Below are 23,606 nucleotides of genomic sequence, written 5' to 3' on the forward strand. Positions count from 1 at the left end.
TATGTTCAAGTAAGCAAATCCGAAATTATTTTGCTCACTGCTGTTACTGTACCTCTTAGTCACGCAAAGTGCTGTATATTGGTTGATTTCTCCTATTTGGTTGTCCGTTAAGGAATCTCCTTCTTTATTTATATATTTTATTATTTCGGCTATTTTATTTATAGGTTGGTATTACGGAATTTTAGCTGCAGTTTTGATAGCTATAGGACAAACAAATAGTTTTTTTGGCGGGGAAATTCCGCTGGAGATGGCAAAAAAGATTGGATTTTTTGGTGAATCAATGAAAGGATGGTCTTTTTGGTTTTTTATTAGTGTTTTATCAAGCTTTTTACCCATCAGTTCACTTATTGATATCTGTGAATTCTCCGCAGCCTATTTAGGGGAAGATACAGAGGGTAGTACAATGAGATCAAAGACTCGTGGTAGAGTATCAAATCTTCTGGAAGACGTATTGAATAGCGATAATTATGATAGAGCAACTATATTAGCTTATAGTTTTGGTGTTGCTGTGGCGACAGATACTCTGGCTGATTATCACAGAGAAAACTTTTTTCGATACATTACTTTAGGGGGAAATTTAAAGGTTTTATCTTATAAATCTAATTGGGGGGAGAGAGAAATAAATAAATGCTTAAACAATGCAACAATAAATACCTGGATTGACTGCTATTCTAATCAAGACTGGGTGGCGGCTAAGACTCCGTTACCTAAAGGAAGTTCTTCAGATAAAATGATTTACAAAAAAGTTTCGGCAAAATCTTCTTCTTTCCTCCAACGTTTTTTAGGAAAAACTCACGTTTGTTATTTTTATGACTCTACCGTTTGGGAGACTATTATTCGGTAAAATTTATAAATTCTGCAAGTTTATCATACTAAATCCGGGTTGTCCACCTCCTTTATCATTCGGCGGTTGAACCGCAAAGAGACTCAAACGAAGTATGCCGACGCAGGCTAAGAGATAAAGGGGGTATTGAAGCCGGACTTGGTAGCAGACTCACTTCCAAAGACAACTAGCCCGCTCTCTGTTTTTATTCCTAGAAACAGCAAACACCCAACAGTCAAACGTTAACTAACAAATTACCATTTGGGTTGACTTTCTATCAAAAGTGTGGCTGCGATGCTGTCTATCGGCTTTGAGAAAAAGTATCCTTGTCCGTATTCGCATTGCAGCGCTCTGAGTAAATTAAGCTGTTCGCTGGTTTCGATTCCTTCAGCAATTACATCCATGCCTAAATGACTGGCTAAAATTAAAATAGTCTGTACGATGGCTTCGTTTCCTTCATCTTCAGTCATGCGGCTGACAAAAGCTCGATCGATTTTTAAAGCGTCAGTTGGAAAAGTGTGCAGGCGGCTCAAAGAAGAATAGCCAGTGCCGAAATCGTCAATATATAATTGAATTTCTAATTTTTTCAATTCCGCGAGGATAGCGACTGCTGATTCGGCATTCTCCATAATGACGCCTTCAGTAATTTCTAACTTAAAAGTGCGCGGGTCAAGCTGAGTTTCTTGTAAAATTTCGCGAATGCGATCGATTAAATCCGGTTGTTTAAATTGTTGATTAGAAAGGTTGACGCTGACAGTCAAGGGCGGATTTGCTGGGAATTTTTGGTGCCACTGGTGGATCTGACTGCAAGCCGATCGCATCATCCACCAGCCAATAGGTATAATCAATCTAGTTTCTTCTGCTACTAAAATAAAATCGCCTGGAGATACGACACCCCGCTGCGGGTGATACCACCGCAACAGCGCTTCAAAACCCCTGATTGTACCGCTAGTGAGAGAGACGATGGGCTGATAGTAAAGCTGAAATTCCTGGAATTCTAAAGCGCGCCGCAAGTCGTTTTCCAGTTGCAAAAGGGCGACGGCGCGAGTGTGCATACTTAAGTCAAAAACTTCGTGGCGAGCTTTGCCCAATTCCTTAGCGTGATACATGGCAGCATCTGCATCTCGGAGCAGTTCTTCTGGTCGCTCGTACAATGTTGCGAACGGGACATTGGGAACTGGGGAGTCGGAAGATAAGCCAGACAAATAAGTTTCCCGATCGATATTTACCAAATTTCCTGGACTCGACTGTTCGCTGCTTTCGCTTGGATGCTGCGGTAAACCGGAACACACAATGCCAATGCTAGCACTGGTAAAAACTTGATATTTGTTGAGGTAAAAAGGTTCTGCCAGTTCGGCTTGCACTCGATCGGCAATGTGGGTCGCATCCTCGGTGTTTTTGATATTTTCGAGCAAAATAGCGAATTCGTCGCCGCCGAGACGAGCAACAGTATCTCCAGCCCGCAAACAGGTTCCCAGGCGCTGCGCGATCGCGATCAGCAACCGATCGCCCACTAAATGCCCCAAACTGTCGTTGACAACCTTAAAGCGGTCGAGATCGATAAACAGCACCGCAAACAAAATTTCAGGACGGCGTTTTGAAAGCTCGATCGCGTGTCCCAAGCGATCCATAAATAAAGCTCGGTTGGGCAAACCCGTTAGCATATCGTGCAAAGCATCGTGTACTAACTTCTCTTCTGCTATTTTGCGGAGGGTGATATCTTCGACAGTACCTTCGTAATAAAGCAAATTGCCGCCAGCGTCGCGAACTGCGCGACCGTTCTCGGAAACCCAGATGGTGGTGCCGTCAGCGCGGTAAACTTGAGACTCGAACTCAGACACAAAACCGTGTTTTTCGATCGCGCGCAAAAACTCGACGCGGCGGTTGGGATCGAGGTAAAGTTGGTGGTCGATGTCGTGAATGTTCGCGATCAATTCGGCGGCCGAGTCGTAGCCGTAAATTCTTGCCAAAGCAGGGTTCGCGCTGAGGTAGCGCCCGTCGGGCGTTGTCTGGAAAATTCCTTCGATCGCGTTTTCAAAGATGCTGCGGTATTTCTCTTCAGCCTGTTGCAGCGCGAATTCAGCCTGCTTGCGATCGCTGATATCAGTCAGCGTGCTGAGATAGCCGAGAACTTCCCCGCTTTTGGCAATTTCCGGCACTGCTTGGCAAAATACCCAGGTTGTGAGGTCGCCGTTGCAAAAGCGGTACTCTAACTTACAAGGCAACTTCTCTTTGACAGCGCCATACCACAGGCTCAAAACGCGCGCTCGGTCTTCGGGATGCAAACTTTGCGTCCAACCTTCGCCTAGTGCTTGTGGTGCCGTCAGCCCCGCCATCTCCAAAAATCGCTGGTTGACGTACAAGCAATCTCCACTAGCGTCGGCGCGGAAAATCCCGACCGGCAGGATTTTTGCCAAGGTGTAATAGCGGTATTCGCTTTCTAGCAGTGCGCTGGCAGCTACTTTAGTCTCCGTGATGTCAAACATTGCACCTTGAAGGATAACAGACTTGCTCGCTTCATCGCGAACTGCGATCGCTCGATCGCGGAACCAGACGACTCGGCCGTTGCGGGCGATCGCGCGGTATTCTGAAACCAGCGGCCCGTCCCAAAACTCTTCTCCACAGGTGAATTTCTGTGTGGCGTTTTCAACTAACACGCGGTCGCGGTCTTCTGGGTGAACGAGTTTCAGCCACAGGTCGGGGTCTGCCCGCCATTCAGCGACAGAATAACCCAAAAAAGTCTCGATTTGCGGGCTGATGTAAAGTTTGGCAGCGCTGCGGTTGAGGGGAGAAATGTAGGTGACAGCCGGCATTTGTTCTACAAGGGCGCAGTATTTCGCTTCTACAGTGCACAGTGCTGCTTCTAAGCGCTGCCGCTCTAATTCGGCGGCGGCCCGTCCGGCAAAAATGCTGAGAATTAGTCGGAAGTTGGCAAGATGTGCTTCCGGCAGGGGTCGATCGTGGAAAATACAAATAATGCCTAAAGGTTCGCCGTAAGAGTTTTTGAGCAAGACTCCCAGGAAACTGCGCGCACCTGTAACTACCGGTCTGCGGTCTTCTGGAAAGGTTTCCAGCAAGTAGTCGGGACAGGAGTACATTCCCCGATCGAGTACCAGCGCTTCGGGAGTATTGGCGGTGTCGTACTCAAAGTTTGGCTGCCACAGTCCGTTGCTCCAAAAACTGATAACTTGCAATCTATCGGAAGCAGCATCGGCGCTGTCCATTGACTTAATCGATTTGGCAGCGATGGCGCTGCAAACTCCGAGTGCTGAGGCTAAGTGGCGAACTAACGAATCAAAGAATTCTGCTCCCCCCGGCGAATCAGTACCTGCGAGAATGTCGCCGAGCAAGTCTTCCTCTAATTGCGGGGAAGCTGTGACTTTGGGAGGGTTGTCGGCATTCGGGCGATCGCGATTTTCCCCCATCGAACCGGAAATGCTCGGAGTTAGGGTTTTGTTGGTTCGAGGCCCAACAACAGGGGAAGAATTCACAGTTAGGCGCTGTTGCTGAGCCAAGAATACAGCGCGGCCAATACCTAAAACTTTACCCAAGCAACTGTCAGTTTGCCGCCACAGATTTGAGTTTGGGACAATCAAAAATTTTTTTCGCATTTTCAATCCTGCTGATAAATCGTCGGCCTTTAATTCTGCCAACTGCCGTTGCTCTTGGGCCAGCGGCAGACCGGGCCGCCTTCGGTGCCACTTGAGATAAATCGCCGACGCCAAGGCTAAAGTCGCCGATAATCCCACAAAGTATGCAAGAATCTCAAAGTAAAAAAATAAATTTAGATCGAACATCGATTAGCACCGCTCGACAATTGTTGTAGTTACCTGAAGCCAATCTCTTTTAAAATAACTAAGTATCGTCACGAATGAGTAACGCATACAAGGTAGGATCGCAGGTGAAAGCGACAACAGAGTTAACAACCGTGATGAAAGCGATCGTTTTTGACACGCCTGGAAGCCCGTTCGTATTGAGACTGCAACATATCCCCGCCCCTACTATACAAAGAGATACTGAAGTTTTGGTGCGGTTGCGGGCGGCGGGGATCAATCCTATAGATACTAAATTGCGGGCCCGCGGCACTTTTTATCCCGAAAAAACTCCTCACGTTTTGGGGTGCGACGGTGCTGGAGTCGTAGAGGCTGTGGGTGCTGGCGTGCAAAGTTTTCAAGTGGGAGACGAGGTTTTTTTCTGCAATGGCGGTTTGGGCGGGCCGATCGGTACTTATGCTGAGTTTGCCGTTGTAGACCAACGCTTTCTCGCCATCAAGCCTGCTGCTTTAAGTTTTGCTGAGGCGGCGGCTGCACCGTTAGTTTTAATTACGGCATGGGAATCGCTGTACGATCGAGGGCGCTTGCAAGCTGGCCAGGTGTTATCAAAGAAGGTGCTCATTCAAGCCGGTGCCGGCGGTGTCGGCCACGTCGCGGTACAGTTGGCAAAGTTGCAGGGTGCTGAGGTTTGCACTACTGTTAGCTCACAGGAAAAAGCCAATTTTGTCAAGCACTTAGGTGCAGATTTAGTTATTTTATACAAAAATACCGATGTTGTCGATGAGGTTTTGACTTGGACTCAAGGACAAGGAGTTGACTTGGCTTTTGATACAGTCGGGGGAGAAACTTTTTACCAAACTATTCCGGCTGTGAAAATTTATGGAGATTTGGTAACTATTTTGGAACCAGATCCAACTTTGGGCAATTTGAAAACAGCGAGAATGCGAAATCTGCGAATTAGTTTGGAATTAATGTTAACACCCATGCTGGAAGGTTTGGTGGAGGAACAGGAACACCAGGCTCATATTTTGCAGCAGTGTGCTCGTTTGTGCGATCGCAACTTGCTCAAAATTCACGTCAGCCAAACTTTCCCCCTCGAAGAAGCCCGAGCCGCTCACGAACTGTTAGAAACAGGCTCAGTAACGGGTAAAATAGTGATGGAAATTGCGGGCGGTTAGAATTGCGGGCGATTGAAATTGCGGGTTGCAAAATCGCCCGCAATTCTTCAAGTCGTATACTCCGCATTAATCTTCACGTAGTCGTAACTCAAATCGCATCCCCAAGCTTTCGCAAAACCGCTGCCATTCCCGACACTAACCTGAATTAAAACCGTATCAGCTTTCAAATATTCCCCCTCCGCAGCCGCTTTCATGTAATTACTTGCAGCAGCGCGATCGAACTCTTTAGGTTGCCCGTGTTCCATCATCAAAAAATCCCCCAATTGAATCCGCAAATTCTCTTGATCGAAAGGTACGCCAGCGCGTCCCGCCGCCGCCGCAATTCTCCCCCAATTCGGATCGCGTCCGAAAATAGCAGCTTTCACCAAAGAAGAACCGACAATTGTTTTGGCAATTTTACTGGCAGAAACTTCATCCAGCGCGCCGCTAACTTGCACTTCCACCAAACAAGTTGCACCTTCGCCGTCGCGGGCGATCGCCTTTGCTAAATGCACGCAAACTTCTGTCAGCATCGCCTCTAATTTTTCAGCATCTGCCCCCATTTCCGTAATTGCCGGTGTGCGGGATTGACCGTTTGCCAAAGCAATTAGCGAATCGTTGGTACTGGTATCGCCGTCAACAGTAATTTGATTGAAACTTCTGTTAGCCGCCCGACTCAGCATTTCTTGCCACAAATGCGATGACACTGCTGCATCGCAAGTTACAAATGCCAGCATTGTTGCCATATTTGGATGAATCATTCCCGAACCTTTGCAAATGCCGCCGATGCGGACGGGTCGATCGCCAAACACGGTTTCCAGGGCGATCGTTTTCGGCACTAAATCAGTCGTACAAATAGCTTTAGCCGCCGCATCAGAACCAGTTTCCGAGGCCTCAGCAACTAATCGCGGAATTCCCGCCCTCAGCGGCTCCATTTTAATTCGCTGTCCGATGACGCCAGTGGAGGCTAAAAGAATCGATTCTGGAGGAATATTCAGCGCTTCTCCCAACAATTTTGCACTTTCGAGGGCATCTGCCAAACCTTGTTCGCCAGTACCCGCATTAGCTTGTCCCGCATTGCACAAAATTGCTTTGGCGCTGGGTTTAGCTTGCAAACGCTGGCGGCAGTAGTCCACGCAAGCTGCCCGGACACTGGATGTGGTGAAGACTCCGGCGGCGATGGCATCCACCTCTGACAAAATTAAAGTTAAATCTGGCAAGCCTGAAGGCTTCAAACCCGCTGTAATTCCCGAGGCTCGATACCCTCTGGGTGCTGTAACTCCGCCGCCAATTTCTTTCCAGTCCGACATGATGACCTCCCTAGTAGCCTTCAATCTGCTGAAAGGGGATTATATCATTTTAGATTTTAGATTTTAGATTTTAGATTGCGAACAACTGATTTTGTAAGGGTTGGCTTGTTTTCTGGTTCCCGGCGTGGAAATGCAGTTCAGGGAGGCTGTGACTCACTTTTTGTCTTTAACCAACCCAATAAAACTAATCGCGGCTTCCTATCTAGAGTTAGAACTCAAGAAGAAGTCGCGACGGTTTTGTAATTGACATTATTAATTTTTAGCTGGCAAACAACAAACTCGATTCAACTATCTCGCCGTTGAAAAAAGGGGTTATTTGCGATCGATACTCGCTGGAGAACCAGCATCTAAACCAACTTCAGCAGCCACACGGCTCAGCATGGATTCCTGACGGTTTTTGACGACGTGTTGGTGGCGCATCATCAGGTTGCGGGCTTGTTCTTGAGTTGACATAACTGATTTCTCCAAACTATAGGTAATGACTTCGTAGACAATTGTCGAAATTGAGCTTGCCCTAGCTCATAGTGGCGTTGCTGCGATCGTAACTGGCTTGAAGGCTGGGCTGCGGTTTGCCTTGAATGTGACCCCAGTAGTGGGTATCTTCCATCCCGACTTCGGTGGCGGTGCGGTTGAGCATGGATTGCTGCCGGTTCTTCACCAGTTGGTGGTGGCGCATCATCAGAGAGCGAGCTTGATTTTCGGTAGACATATGGGGTTCCTCCGTATTTTTTAGATTAATGTTGGGCTGCTTTTTTCTTTTCTTCTATCACTATAACAGACAATTCTGTATCTAAAGCTACCAAATTAAAAATGTCACAAAAATTTACAATTGGGCTGTAGGGCGAGAATGTCGATCGAAGGTTCAGGGAGTGCGATCGGGCTTTGCCTCGTTGATTCACGCCCAACCTCAAGCAACAGTTGGCAAAAATTGACAGTATTTGCGATTTTTAAATTAAACAGTCCTAGACGCACGCTTCCCAAAAAAACCCGGTCTCTCGCTGTCGCGATCGGGCGTATACGACCAAATTACGTGCAGACACCGGGTTTTTGCCTCCAGGACTGTTAAAGATGTAAATGTTTACAAACTATGACCGCACTCAAAATTTCGCTGCCCGAATCGATGCGGGACTCGATCGGCGAACAGGTTGCCAAAAGTGACTACAGTAGCGCTAGCGAATACATCCGATACTGGATTTGCCAAGAACTAGAACGAGTGGCAAAAATAAAACTTGAGAGATGACTATTGGAAGCTTTAGATAGCGGTAAACCGATTGGTACAGCAGATTCCACGTTTGTGAAGGACACCCGCTGAGCGTTCAATCCTCGTAGGGACACGGCACTGCCGTCTCCCTACTGCTGTTAATAAACCTGGGATACGCTGTATTAGCGATGAGTGGTGCAAAAAAACGCACGGAAATTGTAGAAAAAGTCAGCAAACAAAAGACACGATCAGACTAATTTTAATTAGACTAAAAAAATAATTTTAATGCGGCGTTGAGATTCTTTAGATGAGGCAGGGAAAACTTTCTCACAATTAGCACAAAGGTATAGTATTAGTAGACTCGATAATGTTGACAATTCGTGTCTGGTTCGTTGGCGGAAGTTGGCAGTCAAGGAATTTGACAAACATCTAATTTTTTATGTATAAAGCGATGAGTGTATTGAGATTGTCGGACTACTCCATGCTGCCCGCGATCTGGCAGGTATTTGAGGAGAGGAAGAATAGTTTTGAGAATTCTCAATACATTGAGGGGCGATTCCCTGCAGCATAGCTGCGATCGCGCGAAGTTTTGACATTCATTGCCTGAAATATCCCACCCCAGTCCTCCCCTTGTCAAGGGGAGGGAGTAAGATTCCTAGTTTATATTTGTAAGTTGTCGGCAGAATTTGCTTGTAAGTGTACAGACGGGAGCATCTCATATTTGTAAAAACACTTCTTCTGGCTCCTTCCTTCTTCCTCTTTCCTTCTTCCTCTTTCCTTCTTCCTCTTTCCTCCTGCCCCGCAGCCTCGGGCCTTAAAACTCCAATTTCTAGCTTAACTGCAAAAGTGAGATGCTCCCTGCACAGACTTTGTGCTACAAAGGCGATCGCAAATTAGTTACACTTAATTAAATGCAAAACCTCTCCCCAACCCTTGTTTTACTCCGAAAGGGGAGAAAGACTAGGAAATATTAGGTGAATTTCATGCTTGGAATAACACTCGGTACTCGCTACAGCATTATCCGTCACTTGGGAGGCGGCGGATTTGCTCAAACTTATTTAGCTGAAGATAAGCAGCTACCAGGCAATCACCTCTGCGTCGTCAAGCAGCTTAAACCTCAAGCAACCGATCCGGAAACTCTACAGGTAGCAAGACGTTTATTTGATACTGAAGCGCAAGTTTTGTACAAGTTGGGAAATCACGATCGCATTCCCCGACTTTTTGCTTACTTTGAAGAAAATCAAGAGTTTTATCTCGTTCAAGAATTTATAGAAGGCCACGATTTAAGTCAAGAAATTACGCCAGTTGTTCCGGGCACAGCAGGAGTCATGCAGGAAGATGCAGTCATTTGTATATTGGAGGAACTTCTCGAAATTTTAGACTTTGTACACCAGCAAAATGTGATTCACCGCGATGTCAATCCCCGCAATATCCTCCGCAGAGATAGAGACGGAAAATTAGTTTTAATTGACTTCGGCGCAGTCAAAGAAATTACTACTCAAATCAGCAATCCTCAGCCCAAGAATAGCTTGAGTGTCAGCATCGGTACTCCCGGTTATATGCCCAGCGAACAAGCTCACGGCAACCCGAAACTCAGCAGCGATATCTATGCCGCAGGTGCGATCGCAATTCAGTTCCTCACCGGCATAAATCCTCACCAAATGCCAAGAAACCCCGATACAGAGGAAATTATTTGGCAGGACAAAACATCAGTCAGTCCGGAATTCGCGAAGATTTTAGATAAGATGGTAAAGTACGATTTTCGGCAGCGTTATTCTAGTGCCGGCGAAACACTGCAAGCTATTAAACAATTAAAAAATTCTTGCAGCGGTACAGTTCCTGTATTGCCTCGGGTTGCTGCTGCGAATAAGCCTCTAAAATCCAGAAAAAAACTGTATTTTAAAATATTGTCGATCGCCAGTTTAATTGGCATCAGTATTATAGCATCAATTTATGGTGTAAACACTTTTAATTCTGCAAATGCAACTGACCTGTACAACCGAGGCAATACTCTTTACAATTTAAGCCGATTTGAAGAAGCTCTGGCAGCTTATGAGCGAGCAATAACTCTCAGACCTGACTACGCGGAAGTTTGGCAGGAAAAAGCTAAAACTTTGTACGAATTGAAAAAATATAAAGAATCGCAGGCCGCTTACGATCGAGCCATAGAATTAAAGCCCGACTACTTAGAAGCTTGGACGGGACGCGGTTATGCTTTGGATAAGTTGCAACAGTCTCAAGAGGCGATCGCATCTTTTGATAACGCTTTGAAAATCCAGCCCGACTATCCCGCCGCTTGGGAAGGTAGAGGTAATGTCCTGTTAGATTCGCAGCGGTACGAAGAAGCGATCGCCTCCTACGAAAAAGCCGTACAATTTCAGCCCAATTTGTACGGTGCTTGGTACAATCGGGGGCAAGCTTACCAAAAATTAAAACAGTACGATCGAGCCGTTGAATCCTATCAAAAAGCAGTTGAAATCAAATTCGATAATTATGAAGCTTGGTACAATTTAGGAAATGTTTTCCTCGAATTAAACAAAAACAAAGAAGCTTTTGAAGCCTACGAAAAAGCCGTGCGGTTTCAGCCAATTTTTTATCAAGCCTGGTACAGCAAAGGCATCGCTTTGCTAAAAATGCGCCGACATGAAGAAGCGGTTGAAGCTTATGAAAAAGCTGTTAAATTAAAACCTGATTATTATCAAGCTTGGTACAATTTAGGTTGGTCGTACCACGAATTACGCAAGTACGAACAAGCAATTGAGTGTTACAACAGAGCCTTAGATTTAAACCCGAAAGAATATCAAGCGTGGTACAATAGAGGCAATGCTCAGTACAATTTGCAGCGGTACGAAGATGCGATCGTCTCTTACAATGAAGCCGTTTATGTTAAGCAAGATTACTCCGAAGCCTGGTACAGCCGCGGCAATGCACTGGTAGCGGTAAAAAGATACGAAGATGCGATCGCCTCCTATGACAAAGCAATTCGCTACAAACCGGATTACTCCGCTGCAATGGAAGCAAAAAAGCGGGCAGAAAGTCAGCTAGGAAGCCGCCCGCTAGAATCCCAACAACAACAATAATTGTTATTAGTCCGCTTAGGCGGGCTTTGTTTGACAAGAAGCAATTTCAATTGCCAAGTTTTATCTTTTAGCGAACAGCGGGAGAAATTACGGTAACTCGGCGGCTGTCTACTAACATCGGCCAAAAACCTCGATCGCTCAATGTTTTTACTGCAGCAGTTGCCGCATTTTGATCCGTTGTATAAGCGACGAATAAAAACGGACGCTGGCCGTAGGAAGCTAAGCCTACTTGCGTGCCTAATGCTTGCCTGACTTGGGTGGCTAATTCCGGTTGGTTGAAGTAATCTACTAACACTGCATAACCAGGGCCCAGGGGTCGCGGATTGAACGCAAGATTGCCGCTGGGAGAATTGGTGATTGGTTCAAAACCTGGTGCTGGCTGAGGGTTGTAAACTGGCAAATTTTGGGGTAGCGCCGCTGCGGGCGATCGTACTACGTAAGCTTGCAATCCGACAACATCTTCGATGTATTTAACCCAATCGCTGGCGATTTGCGAGTCGCGAAAGCCGCCAACTCGCGTCACCGTGTCATTGATGTACCGACAAACTGTGTTGTTAGTATTTCCAGGGAAAGAGCGTTTTGCTCTTTCTTGCTGTTCGGGTGTTCTGGTGACAATTAACAGTAGATATTCGTCCGACTGCGGCGGTTTGCAGCTCGACTGAGCTTTAACAGAACTCGATAAAATTGTCAATACCAAAAGGGCGATCGAAGTAGCAGAAAATAGGGGTAGAGAAAAAATAAATTTGTACAATTGACTCCTAATTTCTGTGAGTTGTTTTGTCGGATTTTTGGCAAGTTTATTCATGCTGTCTGTAGGGAGGCAAGGGCATCGGGAATAGTTGGTGACGGTGCTTGAAATTCACCTGTCAGTACATATTCTAATCGCAGTTTCAACCAGGTGATGAAGACAGGATCGGTAGAAATAATAGCGGCGGCTGGCTGAGGGCATTTTGCTTTAACTTCTGCCATTGTCGGTGCTTCTAGGAAAGCGGGCTGTTTGACCAACCAGAAGTCTATTTGTTTTTCTTGTTCGTTGTAGTTGCGAGTTCTTTCTTTTAACACTTCATCTAGGGGTTCTTCTTCTAGCAAAAAGCGTTGGCTGGCTAAAACGTAGTAGTAGGTTTGCATTTTTCTCGGTTGTTAGGGGTTGACGGTTAGCGGTTAATGCCGCCTGTACCGGCCAGTTTTGCTGGTCAGGGCGGGTTTGCCGAGTTGCGATCGTTGGAGAGTTCTAGACTCTTGTGCCGTTTACTTTACCTTATTTGCTGTCATCTTGGGTAGATGCAGAGCAATTCGCCTCAGAAAAATCTTTGGTGGTGAGAGTTGGGGGAGTTGTGAGTGTTGCGAGAGTTGCTGGTTTTTTGGGGTTTTGGGCGATTATTTTTCGGGCTGGTGATTTTCGGGAAAATTTAGGTGACAATAGGAAATTAGATGGAATTGCACGTTGAATAATTACCAATTATTGAGACAATCTGGGGCTGTTAAACCTGATTGGGAGTGGTTTGCATATGAAAAGTTGTTGGAGTGCGATCGCGACTGGTATTGCTTGGTGTCTGGCTTGGGGCGATAAACGCGAACCTCAATTTGATATCAGCGTGTTGGAGGAAATGCGAGGGGCTTTGAATTCTGGGGAGGAAGTGCCGCCCCAGGTGAGGGAAATTGTCGATCGGGTCAGGGAAATGGAAAAACTTGAGTTTCCTCAAACTCTCGAAGAACTAACCGAATTGACAAAAAAATATCCGGTATTGTGGGAATCTAAAATTGGTTTAGTTTACGGCGGCGCAACTAAAATTAAGCAATATGTGTTTGAGGCGGCAAAACTACCGGATATTCGCGGTGCCTCAGCTTTGCTAGACCGAATTAATTTAGTCGATATCCCTGCTTTTTTTGGCGAACCTCAAAAATCTGTTTCAGTTTCCCAATGGCTAAAAGAAAGCTTTCCCACTTTAGAAGCAGCTTTAGTTAAAGAACTACTTGTTTACTACAAAGGTGGCAATATACTAGCTTTTTGTCCGGCTGCATTTGTAGATGACTTAGCTGATGCCATTGAAAAACGTTATAGTTATGAGACTTTAACGGCGAATTCTTGTGCTGTTGGGGAGACTTTTAGGCTGTTAGAAATTCGCTTAGGATTGTTGCCCGATAATGTTCAAGATACTTTCTGGTTTGAAAAGTACCGTCAGGCAAATTCTGAATCAGACCGCGTAAAAAAAGAATTAGTCAAAGCTTGTTTTGGTTATCCCAAAAATGATTCTGAAGAAGTTGATATTTTTCAGAACCGCAAGAGTTTTAACGAATTAACTACTAGGTTGGCGATTTTATTCAATCAGCGCCGAAGTGGCAATAATTTTCCCAATCGCCCCAGCCGTCGGTATCCGCCGATGTTTGAAACACATCCTTATTTGAGGAGAGATGAGAGCGATCGACGATCGGCGATCGCCAGAATCAGCGATCTTGCCGACAATCCCTTGCTATCTGAATCGTTAGTTCGCAAGAGGATTGCAGGCCAAATAGCTAAACGAGAGGTATTTCAGGAAAATTTACCGGCTTGGTTTACAAATCTCGGTCTTGATTGGCAGCCGACTGGTATTAGAATTAAAAGTTGGGTAGCCGAATTTGAGGATTATTTGAAAAATAATCAATTAGTAAGTGACTATTATGGCTCTCACACGGAGGTTGGAGAAGCGCGATCGCTCAGAGAAATTGGCAATGCTTGTCAAGGTTTTGTCGCCTATATTTACGCAGATGGCAATAATATGGGCGGCTACATCCAGCAAATTAAAACTCCCCAAGAGTACAAGAAATTCAGTGAAGATATTTTCCAAGCAACAGAACAATCTGTTTACAAAGCATTGGCACAACATCTCAAACCCCATCTATTGAACAATTTAACCGATCCAGATAACGAGAAGCGCAACGGGTGCTGGATTCATCCTTTTGAGATTTTGGCGATCGGCGGTGATGACGTGATGTTGATTGTGCCAGCCGATCGAGCTTTGGCGATCGCTAAAACGATCGGCGAAGAGTTTGAAAACTTACTCTTACTGTCTAATTCCTCAAGCTATCAAGTGACACCACGCTGTTTTTATCACCGCTATTCTCCCGCTCGCGCTCTTTTATCTGAATGTCAGTTGAGTATGTCAGCAGGAGTCTTAATTACAGCAGAGGACACCCCAATTTATTATGCACAGAATTTGACAAATCAGCTCCTCAAATCAGCAAAAAAAACTGGCAAAAGATTGAAAGATGCTGGATATTTGGGAGGTACAATTGATTTCTTGGTAATGAAATCTGTCACCATGATTTCATCCAATATTGAAAGCTTTCGCAATGAAGGTTTAATGATAGATCGAGGAGCAAAACTGAAGTTGTATGCTGCACCTTACACTTTACACGAGATAGGCGGACTAATTGATTCTGTCAAAGCTTTGAAAAAAGCCGATTTTCCCAAATCGCAACTCTACCAAATTCGTAGTTTTCTAGAGCGAGGAAAACAAACTACAATCCTCAATTACCGCTATTTCCGAACCAGGCTAAAACAAGGAAAGGCAGAATTAAAAGCAGAATTTGAGGATGCTTGGTGCAAACCAAAAGACAAAGAAAATACGGGCAATTTGGCTCCTTGGATGTTCGATTTAGAAGATAAAGTTTATGAAACAATTTGGCGTGAACTTTTGGATGTTTACGATTTTATTGAACTAGAAGCAGCTTCAAAACCAATTTCAGAAAATTTGACAAATATGGAGGTAGACTCATGATTGTTCTCAATGAACTGTCAAATTTAGTTGAAACCTATACACTCACAGCAGTAATCGATACAGCTTTGTGTGTAGGCGCGGGCGGTTCCTCCGGTTCTCTAGCAGACAAGCCGATCGTCCGCAATGCAGAAGGAAACCTGCTAATTCCCGGTTCTCAAATCAAAGGCCGCCTCCGCCACGAATGCGAGAAAATTGCTAGAGGTTTGGGTTGGGAAGTGTGCGAATCTCCGAATGCAGGTAAAATGGTTATTCGCAGAGATAATGCACCGGAGAAATTCAAACGCAGTGACTACGAAGTATCAGGATATAATGATACTTATCACTGTTTGATGAGCCAAATTTTCGGCGATCCAGTTTTACCTTCTCGCATCATTATTGACGACTTAATTTGCACGGAAGAGCCAGATAATTTACCCGAAGTTATCCGCCCTGGAGTCACAATGAACCGCCGAAGACGCACAGCAGAAGAGAAAAAACTCTACTTTTTGGAGACTTCTCCACCTCATGTTTCGCTGAAGTTTCAAGGTCAAATTCACCTGCTACCAAATTGTCCCAACTACGCCAAACCTTTGATGTTGGCTGGTTTCAAACACATTCACGCACTGGGTGGAAGTAAATCGGCTGGTTTGGGATGGCTGAGTTGGGAGAAATTACCGGAATTTGAGGTAACTGAGGAAGATTGGAATTTTTTAGCAAAAGGAGGGAATAATGCAGCGAATTGAACTGGAAATTAAGGCTTTGTCACCTTTGGCGATCGCCCGTCAGAAAGCGGGCGGTTCGATTGGCGAGGCTGTAGACTATATTCCCGGTACGGTGATTCGGGGTGCTGTGGCTGCTCAGATTTTGGATCTATCGAATGGGCGATCGGCCGATTTGACCGAAAATGGCGGCGATTTTCAAGCTTTATTCTTGAGCGACAATCCAGCAATTTTTCAAAATGCTTATCCCTCTGCATTACAAATTAAAAAACACCCGGTTCCTCAATACAGGATTAAAGAAATTAGAGTTTTACCTGCAACTGCACTCAGCTCTAAAAATAAGCCTGGTTTCACGTCTGAAAATAAGATTGGTTCCCCACCTAAAACTCATGGTGTTTTTGATACTTTAATCGATCGCTTTTGTGCTGAAGGTTACGGATATCCCTACGATCCGAATTGCCCGGAAGACGGAGGGAGAGTCGATCCTGCTGGCATTAGTTTTTACTGTGTACTTGAAAATAAATATTACAGCCTAAGCGTTAAAAAGCGTCTGTTAACGCGAGTTGGGATTAATCGCCGCAGAGGTACATCGGAGGAAGAAATACTTTACAGTCTGGAAGTTTTGAATGAATCTCAGGAGAACAAACAAAATCCTGTTTACTATCGAGGTGCGATTTTAGTCGAGGAGAATTTAGCAGAATCTTTGCGTGATTTCATTCAGGAACGCCAGCAAAATTTTCGATTGGGCGGTTCGACTTCCAGAGGATTGGGAAAAGTTGAAATTCAGACAAAAAATCCTGTTGATGCTAAGATAGATGTCAGCGATCGCATCACTGAATTCAATCAAAAGCTAAAGGAGCGTTGGGACAAATGGGGAGTTTTTGGCAGTCCTATTAAAGAGTCACCAACAAACCGCACTTACTTTACCCTGGACTTGCAATCCGATGCTATACTGACTGAAAATTGGCGGCGTACCACTGTAATATCCGAAAATATGTTGCGCCAGTTTGCAGGGATTGAAGATAAAGCTGACTCTTTGCATTTGGAGGCGGCTTACAGCAGTTATGATTTTCTATCTGGTTGGAATGCGGGCTGGGGGTTGATGAAAGATGTCGAGCTAATCACGAATAAAGGAGGAGTGTATTTATTTAGCACGACTCGACCAGATATTTGGATCGATAAACTAGGAGAGTTAGAAGAAAAAGGAGTGGGCGATCGCACTTGCGAAGGTTTCGGACAAATTCAAATTTGCAACGAGTTTCACCTTATATTTCGGGAGAATCGAGTATGAGTATAACAACCGAACAAAAAGTTGAGTTACAAGTACAAAGAGCTATTCGCCAATCAGAAGATGATTTAGTAATTTGGATTCAGGATGCTTTAGATAACACCAAATATGGCGATTTAGAAGAATCTCAATTTCGCAATTTAGTGCGTGTAGCTGACACAACAGATAGTGCAGAAGCTATTAAAAACTTTATCCGATATCAAGTAGGAAGGGATAAAAAATGGGGAAGGGGGAAAGAATCTTTAGCTGAAAGGCTAATTCAAGATATTGATGGTAACATCAAAAAAACTGCCGGAATCATTGCAGAATGTTCGCAAATAGATTTTAAGCCGATTTGGCTAGAACTGATTCGCCGTTATTTGGGTTACGGTTCTCGTCACCTCAAGTATCTGCGAGACGGCAAGTTACAAAAATGAGGAAAACAATGTCAAAGATTCTGATGGTTACAGTTGGCGGTTCTTATCAACCAATCGTTACTGCCATTCGCACTCTCAACCCCGATCGCGTCGTTTTTCTTTGTTCTGATGATAAAGAAGGTAATAAAGGTAGTAAATCTCAAGTAATAGGGGAAAATAATCCCTGTGAACTAAGACGAGACAACGAAGTTATTCAAAAGCTACCCAATATTCCCAGGCAAGTAGAATTAGGCGATCGCTTTGATTTAATCCTGATTCAAGAACCAGATGATTTTTCAGAGTGCTATCAAAAAGCCTCAGAAAGTATTCAAAAGCTTCAGCAAGAGTCGCCTGATGTTCAAATTATGGCTGATTACACAGGTGGCACAAAAACTATGTCTGTCGGCTTAGCAATAGCTGCTCTCGATAATCGAGCAAGTCTATATTTGACTACACGCGGTCGCACAAATATTATTAAAGTGGAAATAGGAGAAATGACGGGACAGGCCGTAGTAGCACCCGTAGTAGCACAACGCACAATTGAACAATTTTTACCAATTGTTTTACAACAGTACAACTATCCAGCAGCGATTGCAGAGCTAAAGCAACTTTTACCATCAATGGCATTGCCAGCTAAAACTAGGCGACAAATTCAAGGTTTACATGATTTTTGCTCTGGCTTTGATGCTTGGGATAGGTTTGAACACAAAGAAGCATTACAATTCTTGCAACCTCACATGAAACGACAAGATATTCAACCATTAGTATTATTTTTGAAGCGTGTAATTAGCAGTCGAGGACAGATAGATAAAAAATTTGATCCTAGCAATGGAACAGCGGGTCATGGCTACGAGATTGTCCAAGATTTGCTACTTAATGCTGAACGACGTGCTACTCAAAAACGCTACGATGATGCAGTTGGTAGATTGTACCGAGCATTAGAACTGCTAGTTCAGATTCATCTACTAAAAATTTATAAAATCAAAACAGGTGATGTTGATACTGAGCAACTACCCGAACCGTTGCAAGAGGAATATGAGAAAATGCGATCGTCTGATAAATCAAAAATTCAATTAGGCTTGAAAAGCAGCTATGAACTTTTAAGTAAACTTCCTAACGATCAATTGGGAAAAATTTACCTAGATAATGCTCAAAGAATCCTCAGTGCTCTTGAAACTCGCAATAACTCCTTATTTGCTCACGGATTTCAGCCGATTATTGGGAGTGACTATCAGAAAGTTAGTGAAGTTATTGTCAATTTTGTTAAAAGTAGTATTGCTGCTGTTATTCCACCTAATTCAAAATCTCAAATTTTACAATTCCCCACTACTTTGGAGATTTGAGCAGCTACCCGTGAAGATTACCCTCTAAGAACCGATAACTCACTAAACTATGTTTGACACTTTCAAAAACCGTCTAGAAATCACAGGAACGCTCACAACTATAACAGCGCTGCGAATTAGTGCTGGACGTTCGACCGAACCGATCGGCTGCGATTTACCTGTAATCAAAGATGCTTTGGGGCGACCTTTGATTCCCGGATCAAGCTTTAAAGGTGCACTACGATCGCGCTTAGAGAGCTTCCTCCGAGGTATCGACCCAAATCTAGCCGAAGATCCGGCTAATTACACGAGTTCAACTAGAAACAATCAAGTCAAAGATTTGAAAGTAAAATACAAAAATGATGACTTGAATTTAACACAAGAACTGATCGACCTAACAGACGATATTGGTAGTTTATTCGGCACTCCTTGGATGGCCAGCAAATTCCAAGTCCGCGACTTAACCGTACAACCCGATGCGTGGTTCGGACAATATCAAGAACGAGATGGAGTAGCCATTGACAGAGACACAGAAACCGCCGCAGATGGCAAACTTTACGACTACCAAGTTGTCCCCGCCGCAACTCCCTTTGATTTTAAAGCAGTAGTTGAAAATGCTCACGATTGGGAATTGGGTTTATTGACGATTGGTTTGCATCAATTTGAGACAGAACAAATACCTCTCGGAGGAGGGCGATCGCGCGGTTTAGGTGTGGTTAAACTAGAGATTGATAAAATGCGCTGGTTTGACTATCCTGAAGATAGACCTGACTTGTTAATTGAATATCTGAAAAAATTGGTCATGGGAGACGATAGTGCTTATGAAGATGCAAGAGATTTCAAAGACTATTGGGTAGAAGAACTTATTAAGCATCTCAACGAGAAAACTTCTGACAAATCTCAAGCCACATCTGCGAGGTAAATATGAGTTTCAATAATTATCAAGAACTCGGTGAAGTTCTTAAAAAATTTCAGATTTACTACACTGAAGTCAATTTCATCGGCGAAACAGAGTTTAGTGTCCCTAGCTACTTTCTAGAAGATTTAAAAATTGTCATGGAGGATGGATTACCTGATGATTCAGAATTTACAATTTGTGAGAACTTGATTTATCCAGTTGTTAAAGAAGTTTGGAAACATTATCGTACTAAGTTTGTTTTGTGGAGTCATAAATATCTCACGGATTGCGAAAACTCTGAAAAATTTCCTGAATATATTTTGGCTAAACGCTCTCATTTGGGAAAAGTAGTTTTTGATAAACCTTATTTGGTATTAGTCGATGCTAAGCAAGATAGATTTCATGAAGGGTGGGTTCAATGTCTTGTTGAAATGATTGTTGCACAGCAGACTGGCGAGCGAACAAATAACGCTATCTTTGGAATTGTTTCCCACGGTAGACTGTGGGAATTTGGCAAACTTGAAGGGGATAAATTTATATGCAATAGAAAATCCTATACAATTCAGGAAATCGATCGACTCTTTGCTGCTGTTAACTATGTTTTCCAACAGTGTGAAGTTCAGCTAAATCAGTTAGTAGCTGCTTAATTCCCAACCATCTCTCGACCTACTCAACTATGCACAAACGATTTGTCAATCATTGCTCGATCGCCCTCACTATAATTCCCGACGGCCCAATTCTCATCAAATCCGGCAAAGAAGGAGCCGATCCGACTAAACCGGATATGGAATTTGTCGAGACTTACCATGCAGGAGGAAAGTCAATTTATCTACCGGGAAGCAGTTTAAAAGGTGCTATTCGCGCTCATGCTGAGAGAATTGTCAGAACCCTAGGAAGAGATAGCAATCCTAACGATCCGAAAGTTCTCTGGGCTAACGATCCATTGAATGACAAGCATGATTACTTGACAAATAAATCATCCAGCGATATTTACAAGTTCTCTTCTTTTACCGATCGCATTTTCGGCAACACTTCAATTGCTAGCAGACTTAGAATAGAAGATGCTCACCCAATTGATAAAAAACAGCTCAAAATTCAAGAACGCAATGGAGTTGCGATCGATCGCGTTTTCGGTTCCGTAGCCGTTGGTCCCTTTAACTACCAAGTCTGCACCGCCGGAGAATTTCGCACTAAAATACATCTCAAAAACTTTTCCTTAGCACAATTAGGCTTAATTGGCTTAGTTTTGCGAGACTTAAATGATGGTTGGTTTGGAATCGGTTTTGCCAAATCTCGCGGTTTGGGGAGGGTGACAGTCAAATATAACGAAGCCGTAGTTCAATATCCCGGTTGTCAATTAGATCGAGATAATCGCCAAATTCAACAAATAGTCAAACCCGGTCGATGGGGACACGCTTTCTTGCTGGGTGCAGGAGAATTTTTAGACACTGAAGAAGCCGCAAATTATGGCTTTTCTAAACCCGATCGCGAACAAACCCCTATTGCTGCTGAACCGATGGATTTAGGTTTTGGAGTGCAGCTAAAATGGCAAGGTGACGGTGAGACTGGTGTGCCCAATTTATTTAAATGTGCCGTTCAGGCTTGGAGTGAATTTTTAAGAGGGGCCGCAGCATGACAGGATATGTTGGTTTTAAACAAGTTTCATCATCAGCAGAACTTAAGAATTTGCTAGACAAATTAGCAACTGAGAAAAGTTATTATTTTGTGCGATCGCCCCACGCAGTCAGCGGCATTTGCATGAAATTGCCCGAAGAGTTTTTCCCCGGTTTTGAAGGGCAAATGTTTAATGCCGATCGCGAATTGCGCTGGAAAAAGCAGGGAAGCGCATATGAAACGTTACTCCTGAGTCGAGTTGAAACCGATTTAGAAGGATTTGAGCCGATCGATAAAGATTGCGAGTGGCAAATTTGCGATCGCACGGCTTACTTTCACCCCCTTGACGAACCAAAATTTCCTAAAACTTTTGTCTATAAAGGACAAAAGAATGAAAAGATTGTCTCTAACAATATTAGCATAGGTCAGCGATACTTTCAAGAAAAAAGAACTGCTACCGTTCATTTTGTCGCCCTCACAGTCAGGAGTACAAATGACTAATAATCCCCTGCCAAAACCCCGGCGTTCTACACCGCCGCCAAGTATTCCGGTTTCTAATAATAATCCCGCTGAAACTGGAGAACCTAAACCTTATGAATTAATTAGTTTCCCCAAGGAACGACCGCCAAAAAATCCTCCGGCCGGACATCACCAATATTTGGGCGATCGCCTGCACGGAACTTTGTTTCTAACTTTGAAAGTTCAGACTACTTTGCACGTCTCTACAGGCGTAGTTGTCATGGGTAGCGACATAGGCAGTCGCGTGCCTTTAATCAAAACAATGGTTCAAAATATTGACCAAAAGTTATCAATTCAAGGCAGTTCTCTCAAAGGCTGCATCCGGTCAGCCTACGAAGCCATTACTAACAGCACTTTAGCAGTAATTACATCAAGATACAGAGATAAAATTCCGCAAGAACGCTTGCCATGTAAAAATAAACAAGAACTCTGTCCGGCAAGTCAAGTATTCGGTGCCTTAGATTGGCAAGGGCTAATTGAATTCAGCGATGCTAAATGCGAAAATACGGGCTTTGCTACGGGATTTATGCCATCTTTATATCGTCCCCGTCCGGATCAAAGACGAGCATATTTTGACGCAAGAGGCAACGTAGCAGGCCGCAAGTTTTACTATCACACAATTCGGGCGATCGACAAAGGTCAAAATCGAGGAATTACCGTTCAGCAAGCGGCTAAAGAGTATACTTTCAAAACACAGATACAATTCAAAAACTTAACAGCAGCAGAGTTAGGAACGCTTCTGATTGTGTTGGGGCAAGATCCCAAATATCCGATCGCCCTCAAGGTAGGGGGCGGGAAGCCGATCGGCATGGGAACAATGACTGTGGAGGTAACAGCGGCAAGGGTGTTGCAGAACAAGGGAGATTTGCGCGATCGCTATTCCTCCTACAAGCCTCCCGAATCTGACAGCATGACTGGCACAAAATTGCAACAATTTATGCAAAAAAATATTCAAGCTGCTCATTCTCGCTTAGTGCAAGCAACTCAACTGCAACAACTAGCTGAAGTGTTGAAATATCCGACCGATCGCGAACCTCCAACAGGAATGTATTAAAGATGTCTAATACTGAATTAGTGACAGAATCTTTGACTGAAAACCAGTGGGAAATTGCCCACGCGATCGCTCAAACTTTAGTTAAAGAACAAACCGATGTAAATGAATTGGGAAAGGCGATCGCCTATCTCCGCAATGCAGTTAATCAAGATCGAGCTGATGCCAATTCCCGGTTTTTCAAGTATCTTAAAACCCTAGTCGCTAATGGCAGACAAATCGGACACAGTGGCAAAACCACAGATTATTACCGCAGCATCGACAAAGCTTGTAGCGATTGTCTCAAAGGATTTCAAGGGGATGCTAGCACTTTGCTGCAAATTTTAGGTTGGGCATCTCGTTTGATGCGTTACTACAAAGAAGCGGGGCCGATTGTAGAAGTTGTGGCCCCAGTTGTAGAGTCAGGGAGACAAGTTGAAATTGCTAAGGCGATCGGCAGTCATGAGTTTGCAATCGGTCAAATTGTCGAAGCCAAAGTTACTGCTGTAAAAGGAAACAAGGTGACATATGAAATTTTGGGAACAATCAGGCTAACTGAAAAAGAACCAAAAAAAGCACAATCCCTCTCTGAAGAACAAACGGTTAAGGTTGAAATTTTAGACATTAAGGAAGATGGCAGTCCCAAAAAAGTCAAGTGTGCGGGCTAGACAATATTTGCCGATACCGAGCGTGTTCTGAGTGTAATATAGTGTAATATAAAAAGTGAGGCTCACAGTTGA

General features: G+C 44.1%; 22 protein-coding genes. 16 read left to right on the forward strand and 6 right to left on the reverse strand.

The window, feature by feature from the left end:
* The first annotated feature begins 82 nt into the window (after nt 1–82).
* Complete coding sequence (locus QUA99_RS23775; RefSeq protein ID WP_333235089.1) at nt 83–844, forward strand: hypothetical protein; 762 nt, start codon at nt 83–85, stop codon at nt 842–844.
* Between the two features lie 233 nt (nt 845–1,077).
* On the opposite strand, the gene QUA99_RS23780 is transcribed toward QUA99_RS23775, so the two are convergent.
* Nucleotides 1,078–4,620, reverse strand: a complete 3,543-nt coding sequence (locus tag QUA99_RS23780; protein WP_333235088.1) for an EAL domain-containing protein — start codon at nt 4,618–4,620, stop codon at nt 1,078–1,080.
* A 134-nt stretch (nt 4,621–4,754) separates the two neighbouring features.
* On the opposite strand from QUA99_RS23780, the gene QUA99_RS23785 reads away from it, so the two are divergent.
* On the forward strand, nt 4,755–5,774 hold the full coding sequence (locus tag QUA99_RS23785; RefSeq protein ID WP_333235092.1) for a zinc-dependent alcohol dehydrogenase family protein: 1,020 nt from the start codon (nt 4,755–4,757) through the stop codon (nt 5,772–5,774).
* Nucleotides 5,775–5,821: 47 nt separating this feature from the next.
* Here the strand turns inward: QUA99_RS23785 and argJ are convergent, their stop codons facing one another.
* From argJ to QUA99_RS23800, 3 genes are all read right to left on the reverse strand, one after another.
* Nucleotides 5,822–7,063, reverse strand: a complete 1,242-nt coding sequence (gene argJ / locus QUA99_RS23790; protein ID WP_333235087.1) for a bifunctional ornithine acetyltransferase/N-acetylglutamate synthase — start codon at nt 7,061–7,063, stop codon at nt 5,822–5,824.
* 312 nt (nt 7,064–7,375) lie between these two features.
* Nucleotides 7,376–7,516: a hypothetical protein gene (locus QUA99_RS23795; RefSeq protein WP_015176121.1), complete on the reverse strand. Its 141-nt coding sequence runs from the start codon at nt 7,514–7,516 to the stop codon at nt 7,376–7,378.
* Between the two features lie 61 nt (nt 7,517–7,577).
* Nucleotides 7,578–7,772, reverse strand: a complete 195-nt coding sequence (locus tag QUA99_RS23800) for a hypothetical protein (protein WP_333235086.1) — start codon at nt 7,770–7,772, stop codon at nt 7,578–7,580.
* Between the two features lie 378 nt (nt 7,773–8,150).
* On the opposite strand from QUA99_RS23800, the gene QUA99_RS23805 reads away from it, so the two are divergent.
* Both QUA99_RS23805 and QUA99_RS23810 read left to right on the forward strand, forming a co-directional pair.
* Nucleotides 8,151–8,303 (forward strand): hypothetical protein, encoded by a 153-nt coding sequence (locus QUA99_RS23805; protein ID WP_333235085.1) that lies wholly within the window; start codon nt 8,151–8,153, stop codon nt 8,301–8,303.
* 944 nt (nt 8,304–9,247) lie between these two features.
* A complete protein-coding gene (locus tag QUA99_RS23810; RefSeq protein WP_333235084.1) occupies nt 9,248–11,344 on the forward strand; it encodes a tetratricopeptide repeat protein in 2,097 nt (698 codons plus the stop codon).
* 67 nt (nt 11,345–11,411) lie between these two features.
* Here the strand turns inward: QUA99_RS23810 and QUA99_RS23815 are convergent, their stop codons facing one another.
* Nucleotides 11,412–12,149 (reverse strand): hypothetical protein, encoded by a 738-nt coding sequence (locus tag QUA99_RS23815; RefSeq protein ID WP_333235083.1) that lies wholly within the window; start codon nt 12,147–12,149, stop codon nt 11,412–11,414.
* Nucleotides 12,146–12,472 carry an MgPME-cyclase complex family protein gene (locus QUA99_RS23820; protein ID WP_333235082.1) on the reverse strand — a complete coding sequence of 109 codons (327 nt, stop codon included), beginning with the start codon at nt 12,470–12,472 and terminating at the stop codon, nt 12,146–12,148. The genes QUA99_RS23815 and QUA99_RS23820 overlap by 4 nt, the downstream gene beginning before the upstream one ends.
* A 113-nt stretch (nt 12,473–12,585) precedes the next feature.
* Between QUA99_RS23820 and QUA99_RS23825 the strand changes: the two genes are divergently transcribed.
* The 12 genes from QUA99_RS23825 to QUA99_RS23880 are packed head-to-tail and all read left to right on the forward strand — an operon-like array spanning nt 12,586 to nt 23,534.
* On the forward strand, nt 12,586–12,792 hold the full coding sequence (locus tag QUA99_RS23825; protein WP_333235081.1) for a hypothetical protein: 207 nt from the start codon (nt 12,586–12,588) through the stop codon (nt 12,790–12,792).
* A 60-nt stretch (nt 12,793–12,852) separates the two neighbouring features.
* A complete protein-coding gene (gene cas10 / locus QUA99_RS23830) occupies nt 12,853–15,102 on the forward strand; it encodes a type III-B CRISPR-associated protein Cas10/Cmr2 (RefSeq protein WP_333235080.1) in 2,250 nt (749 codons plus the stop codon).
* Nucleotides 15,099–15,824, forward strand: coding sequence for an RAMP superfamily CRISPR-associated protein (locus QUA99_RS23835; RefSeq protein WP_333235079.1), 726 nt, complete (start codon nt 15,099–15,101; stop codon nt 15,822–15,824). The genes cas10 and QUA99_RS23835 overlap by 4 nt, the downstream gene beginning before the upstream one ends.
* Nucleotides 15,811–17,091 (forward strand): type III-D CRISPR-associated RAMP protein Csx10, encoded by a 1,281-nt coding sequence (csx10, locus tag QUA99_RS23840; protein WP_333235078.1) that lies wholly within the window; start codon nt 15,811–15,813, stop codon nt 17,089–17,091. Before QUA99_RS23835 ends, csx10 begins: the two co-directional genes overlap by 14 nt.
* Entirely contained in the window at nt 17,088–17,504 is a 417-nt protein-coding gene (locus QUA99_RS23845; protein ID WP_333235077.1) for a hypothetical protein, read from the forward strand. The genes csx10 and QUA99_RS23845 overlap by 4 nt, the downstream gene beginning before the upstream one ends.
* Nucleotides 17,505–17,512: 8 nt before the next feature.
* Complete coding sequence (locus QUA99_RS23850) at nt 17,513–18,826, forward strand: TIGR02710 family CRISPR-associated CARF protein (RefSeq protein ID WP_333235076.1); 1,314 nt, start codon at nt 17,513–17,515, stop codon at nt 18,824–18,826.
* Between the two features lie 49 nt (nt 18,827–18,875).
* Entirely contained in the window at nt 18,876–19,727 is an 852-nt protein-coding gene (gene csx7 / locus QUA99_RS23855; RefSeq protein ID WP_333235075.1) for a type III CRISPR-associated RAMP protein Csx7, read from the forward strand.
* Nucleotides 19,728–19,729: 2 nt separating this feature from the next.
* Entirely contained in the window at nt 19,730–20,350 is a 621-nt protein-coding gene (locus QUA99_RS23860) for a hypothetical protein (protein WP_333235074.1), read from the forward strand.
* Between the two features lie 29 nt (nt 20,351–20,379).
* Entirely contained in the window at nt 20,380–21,339 is a 960-nt protein-coding gene (locus QUA99_RS23865; RefSeq protein WP_333235073.1) for an RAMP superfamily CRISPR-associated protein, read from the forward strand.
* Nucleotides 21,336–21,818: a hypothetical protein gene (locus QUA99_RS23870; protein WP_333235072.1), complete on the forward strand. Its 483-nt coding sequence runs from the start codon at nt 21,336–21,338 to the stop codon at nt 21,816–21,818. Before QUA99_RS23865 ends, QUA99_RS23870 begins: the two co-directional genes overlap by 4 nt.
* The gene (locus QUA99_RS23875; RefSeq protein ID WP_333235071.1) at nt 21,811–22,890 is read left to right on the forward strand and encodes an RAMP superfamily CRISPR-associated protein; all 1,080 of its coding nucleotides are present in this window, start codon (nt 21,811–21,813) and stop codon (nt 22,888–22,890) included. Before QUA99_RS23870 ends, QUA99_RS23875 begins: the two co-directional genes overlap by 8 nt.
* Before the next feature lie 2 nt (nt 22,891–22,892).
* Nucleotides 22,893–23,534 carry a hypothetical protein gene (locus QUA99_RS23880; RefSeq protein WP_333235070.1) on the forward strand — a complete coding sequence of 214 codons (642 nt, stop codon included), beginning with the start codon at nt 22,893–22,895 and terminating at the stop codon, nt 23,532–23,534.
* The last annotated feature ends 72 nt before the right edge of the window (nt 23,535–23,606 follow it).

This window comes from Microcoleus sp. F10-B2 (genome assembly GCF_036704965.1).
Classification (GTDB): Bacteria; Cyanobacteriota; Cyanobacteriia; order Cyanobacteriales; family Microcoleaceae; genus Microcoleus.